The sequence below is a fragment of the Aliivibrio wodanis genome, from assembly GCF_052920805.1.
In genome coordinates this window covers 864,549-882,825 of the sequence record NZ_JBREXA010000001.1, presented here as the reverse complement: position 1 = coordinate 882,825, position 18,277 = coordinate 864,549, and the positions used below count along the sequence as shown (strand labels likewise).

Genomic DNA, 18,277 nt, shown 5'->3' with positions numbered 1-18,277 from the left:
AATGATATAATCATTTCAGAATTAAATAGGTGTACATAATGACAAAACGTCCAAGAAAGAACTATAGCGCAACATACAAGTTAGAAGCCGCTCAGTTAGTCATTGAGCAAGGATACTCAATTACTGAAGCTTCCCAGGTTATGAACGTAAGTAAATCCGCGATGACTAAGTGGGTTCAGCAGCTAAAAGATGAGTTAAGTGGAGTGATGCCAGCGGCATCTCCCATCACTCCCGAACAAATAGAAATTCGCGAGTTAAAAAAGAAACTTGCTCGTCTCGAGGAGCATAATGAAATACTAAAAAAGGCTACGGCTCTGTTGATGTCAGACTCACTGAACAATTCGCATTAATAGATAAACTCAGGCAGAGCCACAGTATAAGCATTCTTTGTGAAACCTTTGGTATTCATCGGAGTAGTTATAAGTATTGGAAGGCAAAACCAAGAAATGTTGACGGTGAAATATTAGAGCTATACTCAGAAGTTAAAGAAGTACATCGCATTAGTAATGGCTCTGCTGGGGCGAGAAGTATAGCAAAAATGGTATCCCAAAGAGGGATACCACTTAGCCGCTATCGTGCGACTAAGTTAATGAAATTGCTTAATTTAGTAAGCACGCAAATACCGAAGCATAATTATAAGAAAGCGGAGCATGAGAGTATTATTGCCCCTAATTTATTGAAACGACAATTTGACGTTAAGCAACCAAATCAAATTTGGTGTGGTGATGTCACTTACATTTGGATTGGTACAAGGTGGGCTTATTTAGCTGTTGTTATTGACCTATTTTCACGAAAACCGATTGGTTGGTCATTGTCACTTTCACCTGATAGTAACCTTACAGCGAAAGCACTTTCAATAGCGTATGAATTACGAGGAAAACCATCAAATGTCATGTTCCATAGCGATCAAGGTTGCCACTATACAAGTTTAAAGTTCAGGCAAAAATTATGGCAATATCAAATAACTCAAAGCATGAGTCGTCGTGGTAATTGCTGGGATAATAGTCCAATGGAAAGATTCTTTAGAAGTTTAAAAAGTGAATGGGTTCCTAAGAATGGATATAAAAGTTTTGCTGAAGCAAAACATTCAATAACCAAATATATAATTGGTTACTTCAGTAATATCAGGCCTCATCAGCACAATGATGGATTACCACCTAACCTTGCAGAGCAACAATATTGGTTAGAATATAAAACGGTGGCCAGTTTTACTTGACCACTACAGTGTAGCTCTAGATGATTTTTCAACCGGAAACTCTTCAATCATTCATTTAGCATCATTGCCATTTGATACAGTGAAGCTAGATCGTGAATTGTTATTATTAACTTGTAATCAAGGATGTGAGCATAATCAATATTTTCAGTCGGTGATCTCAATGGTTAAGAATTTTAATTTGAAAATTGTAGCTGAAGGAGTTGAAAATGAAAGAGCAAGAGAGTTGGTTATAGAGAACGGTATAGATATTATTCAAGGTTATTACTATTACAAACCAATGCCTTTCAATAAACTGGTTTCTATATTATTGAATCAAAAATAAATAAAGCCGAAATGGTTATTTGAAACCATTTCGGCTAATTTTATATAAAGATAAATTTACAATTTAACTAATCTCTTTGATTTTCATAATAAAGCCAAATTGATTAATTAAATTACTAATGGATTTAAATAGCATGGTTCTTTCTGATTTTGAATACTTTGATAGCTCTTGATGGAACTCTATCACATCAGACATAGTTACACCTAACCAATCAGGAATATTTTCACTACCAGAAATGATCCAGCTTAATTCTTTCCTTAATACTAAAGCTTAATGGAATTAATTTTGAAATATGTGGACTAGATAAGCCACTAGTCCAGTTTATCACTGTTCTAGTTGATACGTCACAAGCAGTTGCGACTTGAGTATTAGAAAGTCCTAGTTCTTTTTTTCTAGCCTCGATTCGTCGAGAGATGCTCTCCATTGAAGTGTTTTCATCTAACACAATATACCTCGAAAATGTAAATGTAATAAATTAGAAACGATTCAATCTTCAAGATGAAATAATATAGACAAGATATGAGGCATGCTATGAAATTAACTTCATTAAGTAACGGTATTTATTGTAAATAAAGTTACGGACTTGGATTATACGATATAATCGTTTTGTAATTCAAATTGTAAATATAGTTTTAGTTGGGCGATTTCCAATGAATGGAGCGCTGATATTGCATGTTAAAACAAAGTATCTATCTAAGATAAGCACGTTGATTTATTGATAAGTATCCAACAAGAATGTATTGGATTGATTTTGTAGATGCATATTAATCACATTAGGATATTATTGCAAATAGTTTATGAGAAATTTATTCCGATTTATTTCTGGCTATTTTAGAATAAACTTTATATATAAAAATATGAATGAAGTGTGCTGTTTTTTGGTTATTCTATTCATTTATATCAATGTTATTTGTCCACCATAACTTACTATGCTTAGATATGTTTACTAGAGGGAATCTAAACAAAGTGAGATTAAACAGTTGCACTTCAACGACATATACAAGTATCAGTTACTTTTGAGGCGTTGCCTTCCGATATTTACTTATTGTTTGATGGGTATAAAGCACTGAAAATGTATTCGGAACCGCTGTATGCAATCCACGCTTGTACGGTGGTGTGAGAGGACGGAGGCCGTGAGGCCTCCTCCTACTCGATTATGGTTATAAAAAGGTAATTATTTATTATTGATTGCGTTCAACTCTGCAATTTTTACAATTACATCAACCGCTTGCTTCATACCATTAATCGTAATGAATTCATGAATACCGTGGAAATTGTAACCACCAGTAAAGATATTAGGGCAAGGTAAACCCATAAAAGATAAACGAGCACCATCAGTGCCGCCACGAATTGGCTTGATATCAGGTTGTACGTCACACACTGTCATTGCTTCTTTAGCCAGTTCAATGACGTGTGGATGAGGCTCTACCATTTCACGCATATTAAAGTAGCTGTCAGTTAAAATCAGTTCAACACGGCCTTTTTCTAGTTTCGCATTTAGCTCATCGACTTTTTGTTGCATAAAGGCTTTACGCTCAGTCATGCCTTCACGACTAAAGTCACGCACAATGTAACCAAGCTCAGTTTTTGCAACGCCAGCTTCCATTGATTTTAGGTGATAGAAACCTTCATAGCCCTCTGTACCTTCAGGAGTTTCATTAGCTGGCATCATCAATTGAAATTGTGCAGCAATGTTCATCGAGTTGATCATTTTGTCTTTGGCTGTGCCAGGGTGAACGTTAACACCATGACAGATAACATCAGCACTGGTGGCATTAAAGTTTTCATACTCTAATTCACCCACAGGGCCACCATCGATAGTATACGCCCACTTAGCATTGAATTTTTCAACATCAAATAGGTTTGCGCCACGACCAATTTCTTCATCTGGCGTAAAGCCAATGCAAATATCACCATGTGGGATTTCTGGATTAGCTTTTAGTACAGCAATGGCCGTTAAAATTTCAGCAATGCCTGCTTTATTATCTGCACCAAGTAGAGTCGTTCCATCTGTAGTGATGAGATCATGACCGATAAGGTTTTTTAAATCAGGAAATTGAGCTGGGTTTAACTCTTCGCCACTGGTGCCAAGGGTAATAATGTCGCCTTGATAGTTTTCTATAAGTTGAGGTTTAACATTCTCACCAGATGCGTCAGGAGCCGTATCCATATGAGCGACAAAACCAATGGCAGGTACATCGTAATCGACGTTTGAAGGTAAGCGTGCCATTACATAACCATTTTTATCTAAAGATACATCAGAAAAGTTCAAGCTCAGTTAGCTCAGAGATTAATTGATTAGCTAAATTGAACTGTTTTTCAGTGCTTGGGCATTGAGGTGCTGAAGGATTTGATTGAGTATCGATAGCTACATAAGAAAGAAAGCGTTCAACAAGTTGTTTCATAATATTACTCTACATAGTTGAAAAGAAAACAAGTGCAAAGTATGGCTGAAAATAAAACAACAGAATTTGCGATATGTCATGAAAATAAACAATATCAGCTCAAGTTAAGGGGTGATTGTGATGGGTTTAAAATATTGCGTAGAGGCTTTTCCTAAATAAAAAAAAGCCCCGCATAAGCGAGGCTATTACATTGAAAATAAAGTCAAATTAGAATTGAGCTTTAACCCAAATCATACGGTGGTCTGAAGAAACATCTTTGCCATTACCGTATTTACCAATGCGATCATCATTGAATAATTTACGACCTTCTTCACCTGTGGCAGACCAGTATACGCCAGTCTCAATCACGTTAAGGGTTGCTGATGGCATTGCGAAATCGACACCTAAGCCAAATGTAGAAGTAATACGCTCAGGAGATGGGTGAACTTTACCTTCATCAGCGGCATGTTCCACTGCACCTGTACTTGTTGGGTATAGGTTGCCATTCATTACGTTTTGGTTCAATAATGGATCATTATGCAGTGTTTGCATAACACTACTAATGCCGTCACCAGCAACAGGATCAAGATTTAAATCACCCATGATGACAAAATGAGCATCTGTACTTAGACCACCAGTGGTATTGTTATCATCATAAAAGAATTCTTGGCCTTTAACGTATTGATGCCAAAATTCAACCTCTGCTGCGTTTTGTGCTTTGTTTTTACCTGTATCAAATACAGGTGGGGTTGGGTGAGACATCAATAAGTGAACAACTTCATTACCATTCTCTGTTGGAATGATGATTGGAGCATCTACGTGGTTTTTCGACGATAGACGAATTTCTTCCCACTCAGCAGCTGTATACCAGTTATCGCCACAATACCATTCCTTCAGGGATTGGGTTGTATGGGTCATTACAATTAGTAATAGTTGGGATTTCAGCCCCTTGTAGATCTTTCCACTTAAATTCTTGGAAAGTACGAGTTTTATCAGTGTCAATTTCATATTTTGACATTAGAGCAAAAGCATATTGACCATGGTAGAAACCAAAGCCCCAAGCATCACCAGGAAGCTGGCCTTTTTGACCATCATTATCTAAATCTAGATCACTTACTAAACCTGTATTGGTTGCGTATGATTCAAAGAATGGGTAGGAAATAGCAGATAGATTAGCAATACCGCCTGCACCATCAATACTTTGAGCTACAGATAAGTAGTTAGTTTGAAAACCAGCTAATGCGTCTTTGTTCTCTCCAGTCCCATCATTGTTGTATTCAGCCATCATGATTACATCAGGACGGTTTTTCTGAATTACAGCAGCAACGTTACGGATTTGAATGACTTTTTCAGCCGTTGTTTTATCCGCATCAGAAATAGTGTTATCTAAATAAGCAGTAACTAATGTTGTTTGTGCTTCTGGTGAAATTTGCATTTCAGCAACTAGATCTTCGAAAGTATTACGGTCGAAAGATAAATTATAAGTAGCAATTTTAACCGCTGGAGATTCAATTTTATCATCTGAATCATTACAACCAACAAGAAGGCTTGCGCTGATCGCTAGAGCAAGAGAAGTTTTCAGAAGTTTAAATGACATAGTGAGTTCCGCCTAAATAGAATAATGTGCCGTTATTTTAATTCAGCGACATTCTAATGTTAAATTTGTCAATGTAAAGTGACGGAGTTAACAATAAAGAGCATATGTTACATGTCTATGGTTTGTTTTTGCGATTGACTTCAAGTTTATAGCTAGCGCAAACGTAGATTACGATGGGCTAGCCTGAAATTAGATTCGTTTATTGTTTTTCAAAATGAAGCCAAATTGTTGTATTAGATTGCTTATTGAGCGAAACAACATGGTACGTTCAGATTTAGAATATTTGGATAGTTCTTGATGGAATTCGATCACATCAGGCATGGTTACGCCTAACCAGTCAGGAATATTCTCACTTCCTGAAATGATCCAGTTAATTTCTTTTTTTAAGATAAAACTTAATGGGATCAACTTAGATATGTGTGGACTTGAAAGTCCACTAGTCCAGTTAATCACAGTTCTTGTCGATACATTACAAGCAGTTGCTATTTGAGTATTTGTGAGTCGTAACTCTGTTTTTCTAGCCTCAATCCGTCGAGAAATACTTTCCATAGAGGTGTTTTCATCTAACACAATAAACCTCAGGGATGTTTAAGTTATTAATATTAGGAAACGATTTAATATATTATGAAATTTATTTCCAGTATGTTTATAATAGGAGCTAAATAAACTTCATGAATGTTTGTTATCAATTTTTAACAATCGTTTCATTACAAATTTGATGTTTTAATTAGTTCTTTTAAACTAATTTAGTGCGTAATTAAATTAGTTTAATGATTTATTTCTATTTTATTGATTTTTCTGTGATATTAATGTTTTGTTGACTATTTTTATAGATGTTAATCATTATTAATTTGTAATGCAAATAATTTCACCTTAAAAGTAATCGACTAAAATTGTAATAGAAAGAAATAATTACCCTTATATTTTAACTTGTGAATGAATTTACTTTTTAACTACATTCTGTTCTTTTTCTATTAATAACCTTGTTAGCAGTAACTAACTGTGTTTATATATTATTGTTAGTTATTTTTGTTTTACTTTAGCTACTAACCTGTAATATTTTTGAGGGTATAATGATACATCTACGGCATATACAAGCATCAGTTACTTTTGAGAACTTACCCTCTGAGATCTTTTTACTATTTGATGCTTTTAGATCAAATACAGAAACACGCTCTCATTTTCATTCATGGGGGCAATTACAGATTATTAGTGGTGGTATTTTAGAGTTAGAAACCGAAGGTCAGAGATTTTTAGCACCATCCCATTTCGCTATTTGGGTACCTGCTGGTGTGCAGCACCAAAGTTATAACCGTAAACCAATAGCGTACTGTTCTGTGAATATTATTTCTGAATTAGCTCAACAATTACCTTCTCATACGTGTTTGTTAGAAGTAAGCCCTTTGGTAGAGGCTCTTATTGCTGAATTACGAGAACAGAATATTCAACAACCAGAGAATGAACAACAAGATAGACTCATTAAGGTTTTATTTGATCAATTATTGGTAGCTAAACAAAGTGAACGCTTTTTACCAACATCAAAAGACAAATTATTAAAACCAATATTAGAAGCGTTAGAAGCAAATCCTGCCGACGAAACGTCTTTAGCTGAGTGGGCAGCTAGAAATCATACGACAGAAAGGACGTTGGCACGTCATTGTCAAAATGAGTTAGGAATGAGCTTTACCGAATGGCGCTTAAGGATCCGATATCTTTATTCCTTGGAGCTATTGCGTAAAAAAATGTCAATTAAAGAGATAGCCTTTAGCTTAGGCTATAATCAAACTAGCCCTTTTATTACTATGTTTAAGCGGTATGCAGATTGTACTCCGGAACAGTATAAACTGAAGCACTCTATTTAGCTTAACGAGCTATCTTTCATCATTCTTTTCTGCAAACTGGAAAGCAAAATAAACAATAACGATCATACTTAGTGGGATTAATGCGGCAGCATACTCAAGCCAATCTGCATCAGAAAAAAGGCTACTAAGGATAAAATGACCTACAATTGAAAGAAAGGCACATAATAGTGCAATAGGAATAAGCTTTAATTCGGATAACATAATGGCTTCCTCGATAGATTTAGAAGTGAATATTACCATTGAAATCAAGGTTTGTAATTGAAGGAAAGGAAATGACAGAAAGAGAATTAGGCGGATATCTGCTTGCTAAGCCATATTGTGTAGCATCGTATCCATTTGGCCCAGAAGCTCATGTTTTTAAAGTTCTTGATAAAATGTTTGGCCTTATTGGTTATCGAAATGAAAAACTAGCAATAACCCTTAAGGCAAAGCCTGAAAATGTCACTTTTTTGAGTGAGGAATTTCAATGTATTGAGCGAGGTTATCATATGAATAAAAAGCATTGGATTACGGTAACCATTGATGGTGAAGTACCAATCGGTATGGTTAAAGAGTGGATTGATCATTCATATGAATTAGTTGTATCTAAACTAACAAAATCAGAAAGGATGAAAATTAAGCCCTATGAATGTCATTAGTTACTTGTTTATTCTTATAGTTTTAGTTGCTTGAGAACAGTATTAACATTGATTAAAAAAGAACTTAATCATCAGGTGTAACTTGTTATTAGATGATTTACCAACATTATAAACAGATTATAGAATTAATGACCTGGTCTTACTATTGGCAGGAAAATTAATATGAGAGTTAAGTTATTCCTAACAAAGAAATCGACAATTATAGCCATTTTAGGATTTTGTATTCTGGCTATATTTTTGATTGTTGAAAACTTGCACCTTAGACATAAAGAGTTTCTACAAAATCAACTTAATACTCAATCGAAAGCAGAGCTAGGCGCAGTACGTTCTAACTTAGAGAGCGCGATTCATTCTGATATCTATTATGCAAATAGTTTAGCTACATTGTTAACGGTAAACCCTAATGCAACACTAAAGCAATGGGCTTTAATTGCTGAAGAACTGTATCGAGATTCTCGTCATATTCGTCATTTAGCCATAGCTCCTAATGATGTTATTAGCTATGTCTACCCTTTTAAAGGAAATGAAAAAGCATTGGGGTTAGACTTTAGAACTTTACCCGTTCAGTGGTTAACACTTAAAAAAGCACGTCAAATGAAGAGTATATTTGTGGCAGGGCCAGTCGATCTTGTTCAAGGTGGGCGTGCTTTTATTGCTCGAATGCCTATATTTTCTGATCCGCCTCTTAATCAAGAATATTGGGGCTCCGTTAGTATAGTGATCAACAGTGATACATTATTTACTAATACGGGAATATTTAAATTGGCGTCAGATTACCCTGTTGCTATGAGAGGGAAAGACAGTAAAGGTTCTGATGGTGATGTTTTTCTTGGTGAGAAACGTATTTTTAATAACCCTATCATAATAGAAAATGTTGCTTTGCCTTATGGAAGTTGGCAAATAGCCATCAAACAAATTAATATTACAGAGGTGTACTCATGGTATCGAGTGTATGTCATGCGCTTGGTTGGTTATACTTTTTTTACTGTTATGTTGTTGTCAATAACTATAATGTTTCGGTTATATGTAGTGGCGATGAATCGCTGTTTTGAAGATGAATTAACAAAACTGCCAAATCGACGATACTTCATGTATACATTGAATGTTAATTTTTCTAAAGGAAAAAAAGAAGGAAAAAAATTCGTATTATTGAATCTAGATTTAGATAAATTTAAAGATATTAACGATACTTATGGTCATATAGCAGGAGATGTTGTTCTTAAAGAAGTGGCAAATCGTGTGAGTAAGGTATTAAGAAGTAATGATGTTGTTGCTCGTATTGGTGGGTGATGAATATGTAATTTTATTGCCAAGAATTCATGAGATTAAAGATATACACAAGGTAATTGATAAGATCCGAAGCAGTATCGGGGATGATCCAATTACGTTTGAGAATCACCTGATCACAGTAAAAACTAGCATTGGTTATAGTCGGTTTGATTCAAAAATGAACTCGGTTGATGAATTATTACATAAAGCTGATCGTAGCATGTACTCTGATAAACAAGGCCATATGGGTTCAATATTAATGTAGTTTGGTAAAAAGAAGGCCACTTTCATTAAAGTAGCCTCCTTGCTTTTGTTTATGAATTAATATGAGTCTTGATTAATAAAGAGATTAAAGACTAAAACAACAAGCCAATTGGTAATCGTCTCCGTTTTTGGCTGTGTATTCTTTATCTTCTTTACGTGCCTTAGGGTGAGATTTATCATCACGTTTTAATAAGCTTATCCAATGCCTCATCGCCGCTAGACTGAAATCTTGACTAAAGGTGGTACAGGTTTCCATTTCAATATCTTCAATGGTCACTAATGTATTTTTCCCCGGTTCATGATGACCAAAAATGATTTCAACATGACTGCCACTGTTGTCTTTTAAAAGAATAGTATCTGGAGATGAGCGGTGACCTGTAAATGCCACAAACTTCCCTGGATTACGTAAACCACTGCAACTGCCATCTTTAAAAAATACAACTAAATGATGATAATCCAATAGATAGTTACTTACCTCTTGATGGGATCCTTTTGATAAAGGGAACAGTTGATCGAGTAAATTTTTGATTTGGTGCTGTTTCTCTTCTGTATGACCTGCATCCATGTTTTCCACGGCAGAGACAGCTTCAGCCATAAACGGAGTTTCTTGTTGTGCATTATTAGTGTTGTTTATATTTGTGATAGCCATAGTCTTGCCCTCGAATAAATAGTCCTTAAATTAATGTCAACTTCTTGTCGACATTGGTAAGTAAGTCACACTGGTCAGAGTTGTTTGCTTACTTGTATTGAAGCTTAGCTTAGTTTTGATTACAATTTCACAACAAAAACTTAACAGTGTGAATTTTACAAGATGCGTCAGTCAAAAAGTATCATTAGACAAAGTCATTTTCTTGGAACAAAAATTCGTAATCTGAGAAAACGCAATCACTTAACGATGGAAGATCTCTCCACTCGCTGTATTCGTGTGGACCCTGAAAACTCTCCTTCTGTGTCTTATCTTTCAATGATTGAGAGAGGGAAGCGGGTTCCCAGCGCTGATATGTTAGAAGTCATCGCTACGGTATTTCAAAAAGAATCCTCATGGTTTTTAGACAGTGAACCAGAACCGCAGGCCATCACGCCAGATAAAGGACGAAAAGGCGGGATAAGTGGGATGGCATTGGAGCCGAGTTTTCTGTTCTCTAACGATATTCTTCAAATTGCTATTCCTGAAATGCTTAATCAAACAGGGGTGACAGGCCGTCAATTTGCTCATCTTCTTATTCGTGCTCATCAAGAAAATAATCAAAATCACTTTCCCTGATCTAGAACGTGCTGCTGAAGAGGTTGGATTAAAACAATTGCCACTCAGCGTTGAGCAGATGATGGATATTGCCGCTAAGCATGGTTTGATATTCAAATGGGTAAAAGAAACGCCTAAATCAATGGTGGATGAATTCGGTGTTAATGGTAAGGAGCTGTTGACCTCTTTTTTTGAACCCCCATGTACGGTGTATTTGAATGAGATCTTAAAGAATCACCCAACACGATTAAAATACGATTTAGCGGTTTATATTGGGCACTGTGTTTTACATAACAAAGAAGGACTGAAGAGTTCTTTGTCTGTTGGTAGTCATCGTGTATTTGATGATGAAATACATCACACAGACAGTTCTCTCAATGCACAAGATATTTTGAATGCATGGCGTGATTTTGAATCCAGTTTCTTTGCTGGTGCGTTATTGTGTCCACGAGTTCCGTTTAGACAATTACTTGATAGACATGGATATGAAATAGATACCCATCGTTTAGCAGGAGTGTCTCCTTCGGTTGCGATGAGACGAATGACGGTGGTTTCTCCTTATCCACATTGGCATTATTTTGATGCGTATGCACCGGGTAAGCTTAAAGCGGTGTATCGAGGTAATGGTATTCCTCTGCCTTGGGGGAACATGAAACAAGTGAATGATCCTTGCCATCACTGGGCGGTATTTCGTCGATTATCAGAGCCAAGAGAGGGGAGTTCGGCGCAAATATCTATCCTGAATGTTAATAATGAGCCTCGTATTTATTGCTGTGAATCGGTCAACATGACTGACCCTGCGGGTAATAATCGTGTGCTGTGTGCCGGAATTGACTTAAATCCGGCCATTGAAGCACAGGGTAAAGATGCGGTGTCATTAGCGCGAGATTTGCAAAAAGCGTGTGTCAAAAATGGCGGAGAGAGTCCAATAGCAAAAGGAATAAAAAGAGAGCTAATCAGTGTCGCTAAGATATTAAATATCAATTGGATTGAACGTGGTTTAGAAACAGATGCGAGAGTGATTTGTTCTCGTGGAGCTGTGTGCCCAAGAAAGCCAAGTTGTTACTCTGAATGCAAAGAATAAGGATTGTTTAATTGCAAAGAAAAATGCCCTAGTCTGTAATGAGTAGGGCATTTTATGTGTAGAGACTTTAATTATTTACTAATGTGATTACTCATCAAGATCATCAGCATAACCTTTTGGTGGTGGTGTCCACGCACGTTCTGATTGGTTGTGTTTATCAGAACGATCTTTACTCATGGCATGCTTAATGGTGCCTTCAAGCTCAATGAAGAGTTTACGATAGTTATTATCAAATCTCTCGCCTTCTGAATCATCTAACCATGCTTGATACAATTTGTCAGAGCTTTGATTTTCAACCTTTTTATACGCTATTTTTTGTTGTTCAACATGGAAGGGGTGTTGACCTAAGCCACGCATGGCTTCTGCACCTACTTCTAGTGCTGAGCGCGTAGTTTCTGATTCGATAAAATCAGCACCTGCACAACGAAGCATATAAGAATGGCCTCTATCAAACGCACGAGCAAGAATTTTTACGTTAGGGTAAGTGTGTTTAACGTATTTGACCAACTCAACACTGCTCTCTTGGTTATCGATAGCGACCACTAACATGGCGGCGTGTTCAATCCCCGCAGTATGAAGAAGATCAGGACGGGTTGCATCACCAAAGTAACTTTTGGTATTGATTTGGCGTAGTGTATCAACTTGATCTGCCTGATGATCTAGTACTACTGTTTTAACATGATTTGAAACTAGGAAGCGGTTGACTACTTGTCCAAAACGGCCTCCGCCAGCGATGATTACAGTCCCTTTTTCATCAATGCTGTCTGTTTCTCGATCATTCGATTTTTGCTCAAATCTAGGTAAGATCACTTTATCGAACAGAATGAATAGCCCCGGAGTTAGGAACATAGAAAGTGCAACCACTAACGATAATGGCTGTGCTATTTCAGGAGGAAGTACATGACTTTGAACCGTGAAACTTAGTAGAACAAAACCAAACTCGCCCGCTTGCGCTAGACTTAATGTAAATAACCAACGGTTGCTGTTTTTGATCTTAAAAATTAAGGCAAGAACGTATAAGACCGCAGCCTTTAGTGCCATTACGCCAAGAGTCAGCCCAATAATGGTAAAAAAGTCATCAAACAGAATACCAAAATCGATACCCGCACCAACGGTGATAAAAAAGAGTCCAAGCAACAACCCCTTAAATGGGTCAATATTGGATTCTAGTTCATGTCGAAACTCGGAGTTGGCTAATACAACTCCGGCTAAGAAGGTTCCAAGTGCTGGAGATAGCCCCACTAAACTCATCAATGCTGCAATACCAATTACGAGCATTAATGCGGTCGCAGTGAAGATCTCTCGTAAACCTGAGCTTGCAACAAAGCGGAAAAGTGGGCGACTTAGATAATGACCACCAACCGCTACCACAGCAATAGAGGCTAAAATTACAATGCCATAGGCCCAACCAGGAAGCCCTGCAACTAGGCTGATTTCTTCATGGTGTTCAGCGGCACTTGCGGCTGCCAGTTGTGCTTTTTCAACTAACTCAGGTAAGGCTAATAATGGAATGAAAGCTAACATTGGAATAACGGCGATATCTTGAAATAGCAAGACAGAGAAGGCATTCTGTCCACCTTCTGTTTTTGCTAACCCTTTTTCATTAAAGGTTTGCAAAACAATCGCGGTTGAAGAGAGTGCAAAGATTAACCCTATGCTTAGTGCAATGGTCCACGGTTGACCAAAGAAAAAGGCAATTGCCATAACAATTGCAGTCGTTCCACCAACTTGCAAACCGCCTAAGCCCATTAGTCGGTGACGCATTCCCCATAGCATTTTGGGTTCTAGCTCAAGACCAACTAGGAACAGCATCATAACAACGCCAAATTCAGCAAAGTGTTGGATAGTGGTTGTTTCCTCACCAACTAAACCAATGATTGGGCCTATAACTACACCTGCAATTAAGTAACCAAGTACAGAACCAAGTCCAAGACGTTTGGCGATAGGAACAGCAATCACTGCGGCAAACAGGTAAATAAAGGCTTGTAGAAAATATCCTGTCATTAGCTTGATTCCTTAATAAATAGATCAAACGAGTGGTTTAATTTTGGCAGTGTTTTCGCGACGTCAATATCAACACGGTCTTCAATTAATGCAGTGAGTAAGTTCATAAAACGGTCAGTATGTCTTTCTACTCTTTGATCTTCTAATGCGGTACGGGCACCAAATAAAACTAATGGGGCAATGTATTCCATACTGGTTAACGACGCCATTTGTTCAAGAGGGTGTAGCAGTTCTCGAATGGTAAATTGGTTATAACCATTGGTTTGATAAGCTTCTTCTTTGCCTCCGGCAGTAATTGCGGATAAAAAGATTTTTCCCTTCAGCGCTTTACCTTCTGTGCCATAAGCAAATCCATATTCGAGGACCATATCTTGCCATTCTTTTAAAATCGCAGGGGTTGAATACCAGTAAAGTGGAAATTGGAAAATAACTACGTCATGTTCAAGTAGACGCTGCTGCTCTTTATCAATATCGATATTGAATTTTGGGTAGTCATGATACAAATCAACAACCGTTATATTGTTGATTTTGTTGGCGGCCTTTATTAATGAGGTATTTACCTCTGAGCGGTGTTGAGAAGGGTGTGCAAAAAGTATCAACACTTTCTTTGTTTGTGTTGTCATAAAACCTCTTTGTTTTGTTAAATCTAATGCAGGTCGTGTATGTTTATAAAAAAGGCTCAATATCGTTAAATATTGAGCCTTTTTTTAGAAGAAGTTAATTGAACGACGTCCACTCTCTGGATCAATCGTTGTTGGGATTTCTGGTTTTTGCTTTTTCTTTTTCTCTTTTTTTTCTTTCTTAGGTTTTGGCTCTGAGTATTCAGGCTCAACAGGAATAGGTTGAGGCTTTTCTTTTATCTCAGGTAACTCACCAATAGGCGTGTCACAAATAACTACGTAATATTCTTCATTGAATTCAATCACATCACCATCGTACATTTTACGACGTTTACGTTGCTCTAATTCGCCATTTACACCCACATAGCCTTCACCAATCACATGTTTGGCTTCACCGCCACCGCTAACAACATTGGCAATTTTTAATACTTTATAGAGTTCGATAGGTTGAACATTAACTTCAACACCAATCGCTTCTACTTCAAATTCTTCTTGATCTGACATGGGGATCTCTTTGATTACGAATTGTGCTCATTGTAACTGAGAGAAGGAGTTCAGCCTAGTCTCTTCTCTCTATCACATTATTATCTCGTGGTATGATAATAATGTTAGTCAATTACTTCAATATCACTTTTAGGAATAGAGCAGCAGGCTAAGATCATTCCTGCTTCTTTTAAATTCTGATTTAGTGCAGGAGAGTCTTCTTGTTCTACTTCTCCAGATTCTAACGTCACACGGCAAGCGCCACATAAGCCAGCACGACAGCTGTTGTTAATGCTAAGGCCAGCAGCTTCAGCTTGATTTAATAATGGGTCTTGTGTATTACCTTTAAACAGATGCCCATTTAAGCTAATGGTGACTTCTTCTGATACGGTATCTGTTTGCTTATCTTGAATTGTAACTGAAGTAACAGCGTGTTTATTTGAGTCTGCATAATACTCTTTTTCTTTGGTTTCTAAGACTTCGATCTTATCGCCTATTCTTATTGTTCCTTCATTTTTAGCAACGAGGTTTTGACCAAAATATACGTTACCAGAATCATCAGCACGGAATGTTGAGAAGGTTTTTAACGGCTCTTTATTTGGATGGTATTGAGCGGTATTTGGGTTTACCGTGGTTAAGATACAGCGTTGGCAAGGCTTAACCACTTCAAACTCTACCTCTCCGATACGAATACGTCTCCAAGAATCTTCAATGAAGGCTTCGTTGCCTGAAACCACTAAATTAGTTCGAAACTGAGCCATAGTATGGTGGCTGCTACTGCGCTTATTCAGTTCCGCTAGTGAGGCTTCACTGATCACTAATAATGGGTAACCATCGGCAAAACTCACATTGGTTTGAATTTTTTCACGCATACGATTGGATTGCTGACCAGAGAATAGCAATTGTGCTTCAGTACCTAAAATAGAGCTGAACCACTGATTAGCTTCTTCTGTAGTAGAGTAAGCTGTAAAAGTATCGCTCCAAACCGTAGTATCGATCTCTTTCATTTCTAATTCATCAAAGGTGAAATGCAGATCAATCAATCCTGGATAGCATAGAACTAATCCATCTGGTTCAATAATGGCTTTGATTTTTACCATTTGTGGATGAGTACGTGCGGTAATCATGTTACCATTTAAAGACGCAACCATGAATCGGCGGTCACATTGTAAGCCTTGCTTTTCAACTTGAGCGCTAGGTAGTGAAATACCTGCGATTGATTTTACAGGGAATACGTTGATGTTCGATAAATTTGAAACTGAATTAATTTGGCTCACGCTGGCATCCATTCTTTGTGGTGTTATTTATGTAAAGTGTATCAAAATCTATTTTATTTTACTGTCTATTATCTGTGCCTGACCATTATGAGAGTTCATAAGAGCTGAACATAACGGTTGTCATGAAATCTTTTTCGGTTTTTTGTATCTCAAATTCCCAGTTCATTCGCTCACAAATACGTTCCACAATAACCAACCCACAGCCATAACCTGCGTTATAAGTGTCGTTACCATCATGACAATTAATAATGCATAGGTGGTTTTTATTTAGGTTTATCTGAATATCCCCCGCACTGTAATTGAACGCATTTTTTATTAGGTTATTAATCACAACCGTTATAAAACTGCTCGGAGCAAGGCAAGGATCATCTTCAATAATCGTCAGTTGAGCGCCCATCTCTTGTTTTGCGAATAGAGGCTGTAGATGTTCAAGTTGTGTTTTTAAGATCTCTTCTATTTGATAATGATGGAAATGATGAGTTTCAATTTCTTGCTTACCCAATAACAAAAAGGTTTCAGTAAGCAGTGTCATCTCTTCACTCGCTTGATGTAATCGATTAATCGCTTTGAGTGCGATTCTAGGTTGGTCGGGTACTTTTGCGAGCAAATCAGCTGAGCCTTGAATGATCATAATTGGTGTACGTAATTCATGAGAAGCGAAGCGACTAAACTCTTTTTCTCGGGTAAAAAATTGAGCAATATGATGTTTACTTTTTAGTAATGATCGTTCAATGTCTTGGGTTTCTTGGTATTTAGTATCAATAGTGAAATCAGGATGCTCAGGCGACATTAGATCAACTTTGTGTTGAATATGACGTAGAGGTATTGAAATACTACGGACAAAATAAATTCCATATAAGATCATTAGAATAGTGGTAAGAATACCAAGACCGACAGTAATCGAGTGTAAGTTGGCTTCATATTCATCTAAGTAATCATCTGCATCATCTTGAAAGAGAATATAGAGTAAACCCTCACCAGAAGGATGGTCGATGACAATAAAGTGCTTATCTTCTGTACCTAGAAGTTGTTCGTATAACCCGGTTTTTTTGTAGTTGTTAAGCCAAAGAGGATGCTCCCTTTCACTCCAATACGTAGAAAACTCTTCTTCATTAGGCAGTGGGGTATCTTTGCCTAATTGAGCGTATTTTCTGGTGTATTGACTGGCTTCGGTATCTAACCAGTGATGTAGGCTAATGATTTCTAATTGATCTTCTGCGATATAAATAATCGCCCAAAATAGCCCGAACATCAAAAAGGTAAGGACGGCAAATGTCCAACGGATTTTTTTAAAAAAGCTCGGTTGATGTGAGCGATTATTTAAGTCGGTAGCCTTTTCCATGAATGGTCTCTAGTCTTGGTGTGTCAAAGCCTTTGTCAACGGCGTTTCGAATTGTATATAAATGACTTCTTAATGCATCGCTTGATGGAGATTCATCTCCCCAAATATGTTCAACAAGCTCGGTTTTACTGACAATATCAGGCGCTTTTTTCATTAATAATGCAATAATTTTTAGTTGAATTGGTGCTAATTTAATGAGTTTTTCTTGTCGGTATAGAGTGCCTGCTTTAATGTCCATTTCCATGTCTTCGAAAGTCAGTTTTCCAATATCGGTGCGTCGACCTCGTTTGGATAAAGCAAGCAAACGCATGTGTAACTCTTCCATTGCAAACGGTTTTACAAGGTAGTCATCTCCGCCTGCTTCAAAGGCATGAACTTTGTCTTCAAGGGTATCTTTGGCGGTTAAAAAGAGAATTGGAGTACTACAAGCGTGATCGTTACGTAATGTCTCCACGGTACTTATACCATCTAATTTTGGCATCATGATGTCCATTATTATCACATCAAAGCTTTCTTTTTTTAGAATTTCAATCGCCGCAACACCGTGATAAGCGCAATCAATGTCTATGCCTACTAATTCTAAATAGTCAGCAATGGTCTCTGCTACATGATGGTTATCTTCAACAATTAAGACTTTCATTTTATCCCTTCACGAATCCTTCACACACTTCT

Annotated in this window: 17 protein-coding genes and 3 pseudogenes; 7 read left to right on the top strand and 13 right to left on the bottom strand. The window is 37.1% G+C overall.

All coding sequences use genetic code 11. The features are described 5' to 3' along the window. Positions 1-38 precede the first annotated feature (38 nt). A protein-coding gene (locus tag ACU5DF_RS04135; protein ID WP_446711892.1) for an IS3 family transposase occupies positions 39-1,216 on the top strand; the annotation gives its coding sequence in 2 pieces (ribosomal slippage) (positions 39-306 and positions 306-1,216; 1,179 coding nt in all). After that, the gene (locus ACU5DF_RS04130) at positions 1,191-1,538 is read left to right on the top strand and encodes an EAL domain-containing protein (RefSeq protein WP_446712475.1); all 348 of its coding nucleotides are present in this window, start codon (positions 1,191-1,193) and stop codon (positions 1,536-1,538) included. The genes ACU5DF_RS04135 and ACU5DF_RS04130 overlap by 26 nt, the downstream gene beginning before the upstream one ends. Positions 1,539-1,601: 63 nt before the next feature. On the opposite strand, the gene ACU5DF_RS04125 is transcribed toward ACU5DF_RS04130, so the two are convergent. From ACU5DF_RS04125 to ACU5DF_RS04105, 5 genes and pseudogenes are all read right to left on the bottom strand, one after another. Continuing rightward, positions 1,602-1,733, bottom strand: a complete 132-nt coding sequence (locus ACU5DF_RS04125; RefSeq protein WP_446711891.1) for a hypothetical protein — start codon at positions 1,731-1,733, stop codon at positions 1,602-1,604. Between the two features lie 31 nt (positions 1,734-1,764). Further along, entirely contained in the window at positions 1,765-1,962 is a 198-nt protein-coding gene (locus ACU5DF_RS04120; protein WP_446712474.1) for a helix-turn-helix domain-containing protein, read from the bottom strand. A gap of 750 nt (positions 1,963-2,712) precedes the next feature. Beyond that, positions 2,713-3,943, bottom strand: a pseudogene (gene pepT, locus ACU5DF_RS04115) (peptidase T). A 207-nt stretch (positions 3,944-4,150) separates the two neighbouring features. Beyond that, positions 4,151-5,519: pseudogene (locus ACU5DF_RS04110) on the bottom strand (endonuclease/exonuclease/phosphatase family protein). Positions 5,520-5,708: 189 nt separating this feature from the next. Then, the gene (locus ACU5DF_RS04105) at positions 5,709-6,089 is read right to left on the bottom strand and encodes a helix-turn-helix domain-containing protein (RefSeq protein ID WP_446711890.1); all 381 of its coding nucleotides are present in this window, start codon (positions 6,087-6,089) and stop codon (positions 5,709-5,711) included. Positions 6,090-6,589: 500 nt separating this feature from the next. Here ACU5DF_RS04105 and ACU5DF_RS04100 point away from each other — a divergent pair, with 500 nt between their 5' ends. Then, complete coding sequence (locus ACU5DF_RS04100; protein WP_446712473.1) at positions 6,590-7,381, top strand: AraC family transcriptional regulator; 792 nt, start codon at positions 6,590-6,592, stop codon at positions 7,379-7,381. Between the two features lie 9 nt (positions 7,382-7,390). Here the strand turns inward: ACU5DF_RS04100 and ACU5DF_RS04095 are convergent, their stop codons facing one another. Then, positions 7,391-7,582: a hypothetical protein gene (locus ACU5DF_RS04095; protein ID WP_052662876.1), complete on the bottom strand. Its 192-nt coding sequence runs from the start codon at positions 7,580-7,582 to the stop codon at positions 7,391-7,393. A gap of 71 nt (positions 7,583-7,653) precedes the next feature. On the opposite strand from ACU5DF_RS04095, the gene ACU5DF_RS04090 reads away from it, so the two are divergent. From ACU5DF_RS04090 to ACU5DF_RS04080, 3 genes are all read left to right on the top strand, one after another. Then, positions 7,654-8,019 carry an MmcQ/YjbR family DNA-binding protein gene (locus ACU5DF_RS04090; protein ID WP_446711889.1) on the top strand — a complete coding sequence of 122 codons (366 nt, stop codon included), beginning with the start codon at positions 7,654-7,656 and terminating at the stop codon, positions 8,017-8,019. Positions 8,020-8,181: 162 nt separating this feature from the next. After that, a complete protein-coding gene (locus tag ACU5DF_RS04085) occupies positions 8,182-9,309 on the top strand; it encodes a diguanylate cyclase (protein WP_446711888.1) in 1,128 nt (375 codons plus the stop codon). Continuing rightward, positions 9,281-9,553 (top strand): GGDEF domain-containing protein, encoded by a 273-nt coding sequence (locus ACU5DF_RS04080; RefSeq protein ID WP_446711887.1) that lies wholly within the window; start codon positions 9,281-9,283, stop codon positions 9,551-9,553. Before ACU5DF_RS04085 ends, ACU5DF_RS04080 begins: the two co-directional genes overlap by 29 nt. Before the next feature lie 84 nt (positions 9,554-9,637). Here the strand turns inward: ACU5DF_RS04080 and ACU5DF_RS04075 are convergent, their stop codons facing one another. Continuing rightward, on the bottom strand, positions 9,638-10,201 hold the full coding sequence (locus tag ACU5DF_RS04075; protein WP_446711886.1) for an aldolase/citrate lyase/malate synthase family protein: 564 nt from the start codon (positions 10,199-10,201) through the stop codon (positions 9,638-9,640). A 246-nt stretch (positions 10,202-10,447) separates the two neighbouring features. Between ACU5DF_RS04075 and ACU5DF_RS04070 the strand changes: the two are divergent. After that, a pseudogene (locus ACU5DF_RS04070) lies at positions 10,448-11,879 on the top strand (DUF3612 domain-containing protein). Between the two features lie 87 nt (positions 11,880-11,966). On the opposite strand, the gene ACU5DF_RS04065 reads toward ACU5DF_RS04070, so the two are convergent. The 6 genes from ACU5DF_RS04065 to ACU5DF_RS04040 all read right to left on the bottom strand — a co-directional run bounded on the left by ACU5DF_RS04065 (position 11,967) and on the right by ACU5DF_RS04040 (position 18,245). Next, a complete protein-coding gene (locus ACU5DF_RS04065; RefSeq protein WP_446711885.1) occupies positions 11,967-13,883 on the bottom strand; it encodes a monovalent cation:proton antiporter-2 (CPA2) family protein in 1,917 nt (638 codons plus the stop codon). After that, entirely contained in the window at positions 13,883-14,506 is a 624-nt protein-coding gene (locus tag ACU5DF_RS04060; RefSeq protein WP_446711884.1) for an NAD(P)H-dependent oxidoreductase, read from the bottom strand. Before ACU5DF_RS04060 ends, ACU5DF_RS04065 begins: the two co-directional genes overlap by 1 nt. A gap of 84 nt (positions 14,507-14,590) precedes the next feature. Continuing rightward, on the bottom strand, positions 14,591-15,007 hold the full coding sequence (locus tag ACU5DF_RS04055) for an RNA-binding S4 domain-containing protein (RefSeq protein WP_446711883.1): 417 nt from the start codon (positions 15,005-15,007) through the stop codon (positions 14,591-14,593). A gap of 104 nt (positions 15,008-15,111) precedes the next feature. After that, entirely contained in the window at positions 15,112-16,275 is a 1,164-nt protein-coding gene (locus ACU5DF_RS04050) for a YcbX family protein (RefSeq protein ID WP_446711882.1), read from the bottom strand. Between the two features lie 73 nt (positions 16,276-16,348). Continuing rightward, positions 16,349-17,605, bottom strand: coding sequence for a sensor histidine kinase (locus ACU5DF_RS04045; protein WP_446711881.1), 1,257 nt, complete (start codon positions 17,603-17,605; stop codon positions 16,349-16,351). Continuing rightward, positions 17,580-18,245 (bottom strand): response regulator transcription factor, encoded by a 666-nt coding sequence (locus tag ACU5DF_RS04040; RefSeq protein ID WP_446711880.1) that lies wholly within the window; start codon positions 18,243-18,245, stop codon positions 17,580-17,582. The genes ACU5DF_RS04045 and ACU5DF_RS04040 overlap by 26 nt, the downstream gene beginning before the upstream one ends. Between the last annotated feature and the right edge of the window lie 32 nt (positions 18,246-18,277).

Bases quoted from the DNA above. Each gene is read 5' to 3' on its own strand.
- ACU5DF_RS04090 (WP_446711889.1), top strand. From the start codon at position 7,654: ATGACAGAAAGAGAATTAGGCGGATATCTGCTTGCTAAGCCATATTGT.
- ACU5DF_RS04065 (WP_446711885.1), bottom strand. From the start codon at position 13,883: ATGACAGGATATTTTCTACAAGCCTTTATTTACCTGTTTGCCGCAGTG.
- ACU5DF_RS04080 (WP_446711887.1), top strand. From the start codon at position 9,281: ATGATGTTGTTGCTCGTATTGGTGGGTGATGAATATGTAATTTTATTG.
- ACU5DF_RS04060 (WP_446711884.1), bottom strand. From the start codon at position 14,506: ATGACAACACAAACAAAGAAAGTGTTGATACTTTTTGCACACCCTTCT.
- ACU5DF_RS04120 (WP_446712474.1), bottom strand. From the start codon at position 1,962: ATGGAGAGCATCTCTCGACGAATCGAGGCTAGAAAAAAAGAACTAGGA.
- ACU5DF_RS04040 (WP_446711880.1), bottom strand. From the start codon at position 18,245: ATGAAAGTCTTAATTGTTGAAGATAACCATCATGTAGCAGAGACCATT.
- ACU5DF_RS04050 (WP_446711882.1), bottom strand. From the start codon at position 16,275: ATGGATGCCAGCGTGAGCCAAATTAATTCAGTTTCAAATTTATCGAAC.
- ACU5DF_RS04125 (WP_446711891.1), bottom strand. From the start codon at position 1,733: ATGTCTGATGTGATAGAGTTCCATCAAGAGCTATCAAAGTATTCAAAA.
- ACU5DF_RS04045 (WP_446711881.1), bottom strand. From the start codon at position 17,605: ATGGAAAAGGCTACCGACTTAAATAATCGCTCACATCAACCGAGCTTT.
- ACU5DF_RS04095 (WP_052662876.1), bottom strand. From the start codon at position 7,582: ATGTTATCCGAATTAAAGCTTATTCCTATTGCACTATTATGTGCCTTT.
- ACU5DF_RS04075 (WP_446711886.1), bottom strand. From the start codon at position 10,201: ATGGCTATCACAAATATAAACAACACTAATAATGCACAACAAGAAACT.
- ACU5DF_RS04085 (WP_446711888.1), top strand. From the start codon at position 8,182: ATGAGAGTTAAGTTATTCCTAACAAAGAAATCGACAATTATAGCCATT.
- ACU5DF_RS04055 (WP_446711883.1), bottom strand. From the start codon at position 15,007: ATGTCAGATCAAGAAGAATTTGAAGTAGAAGCGATTGGTGTTGAAGTT.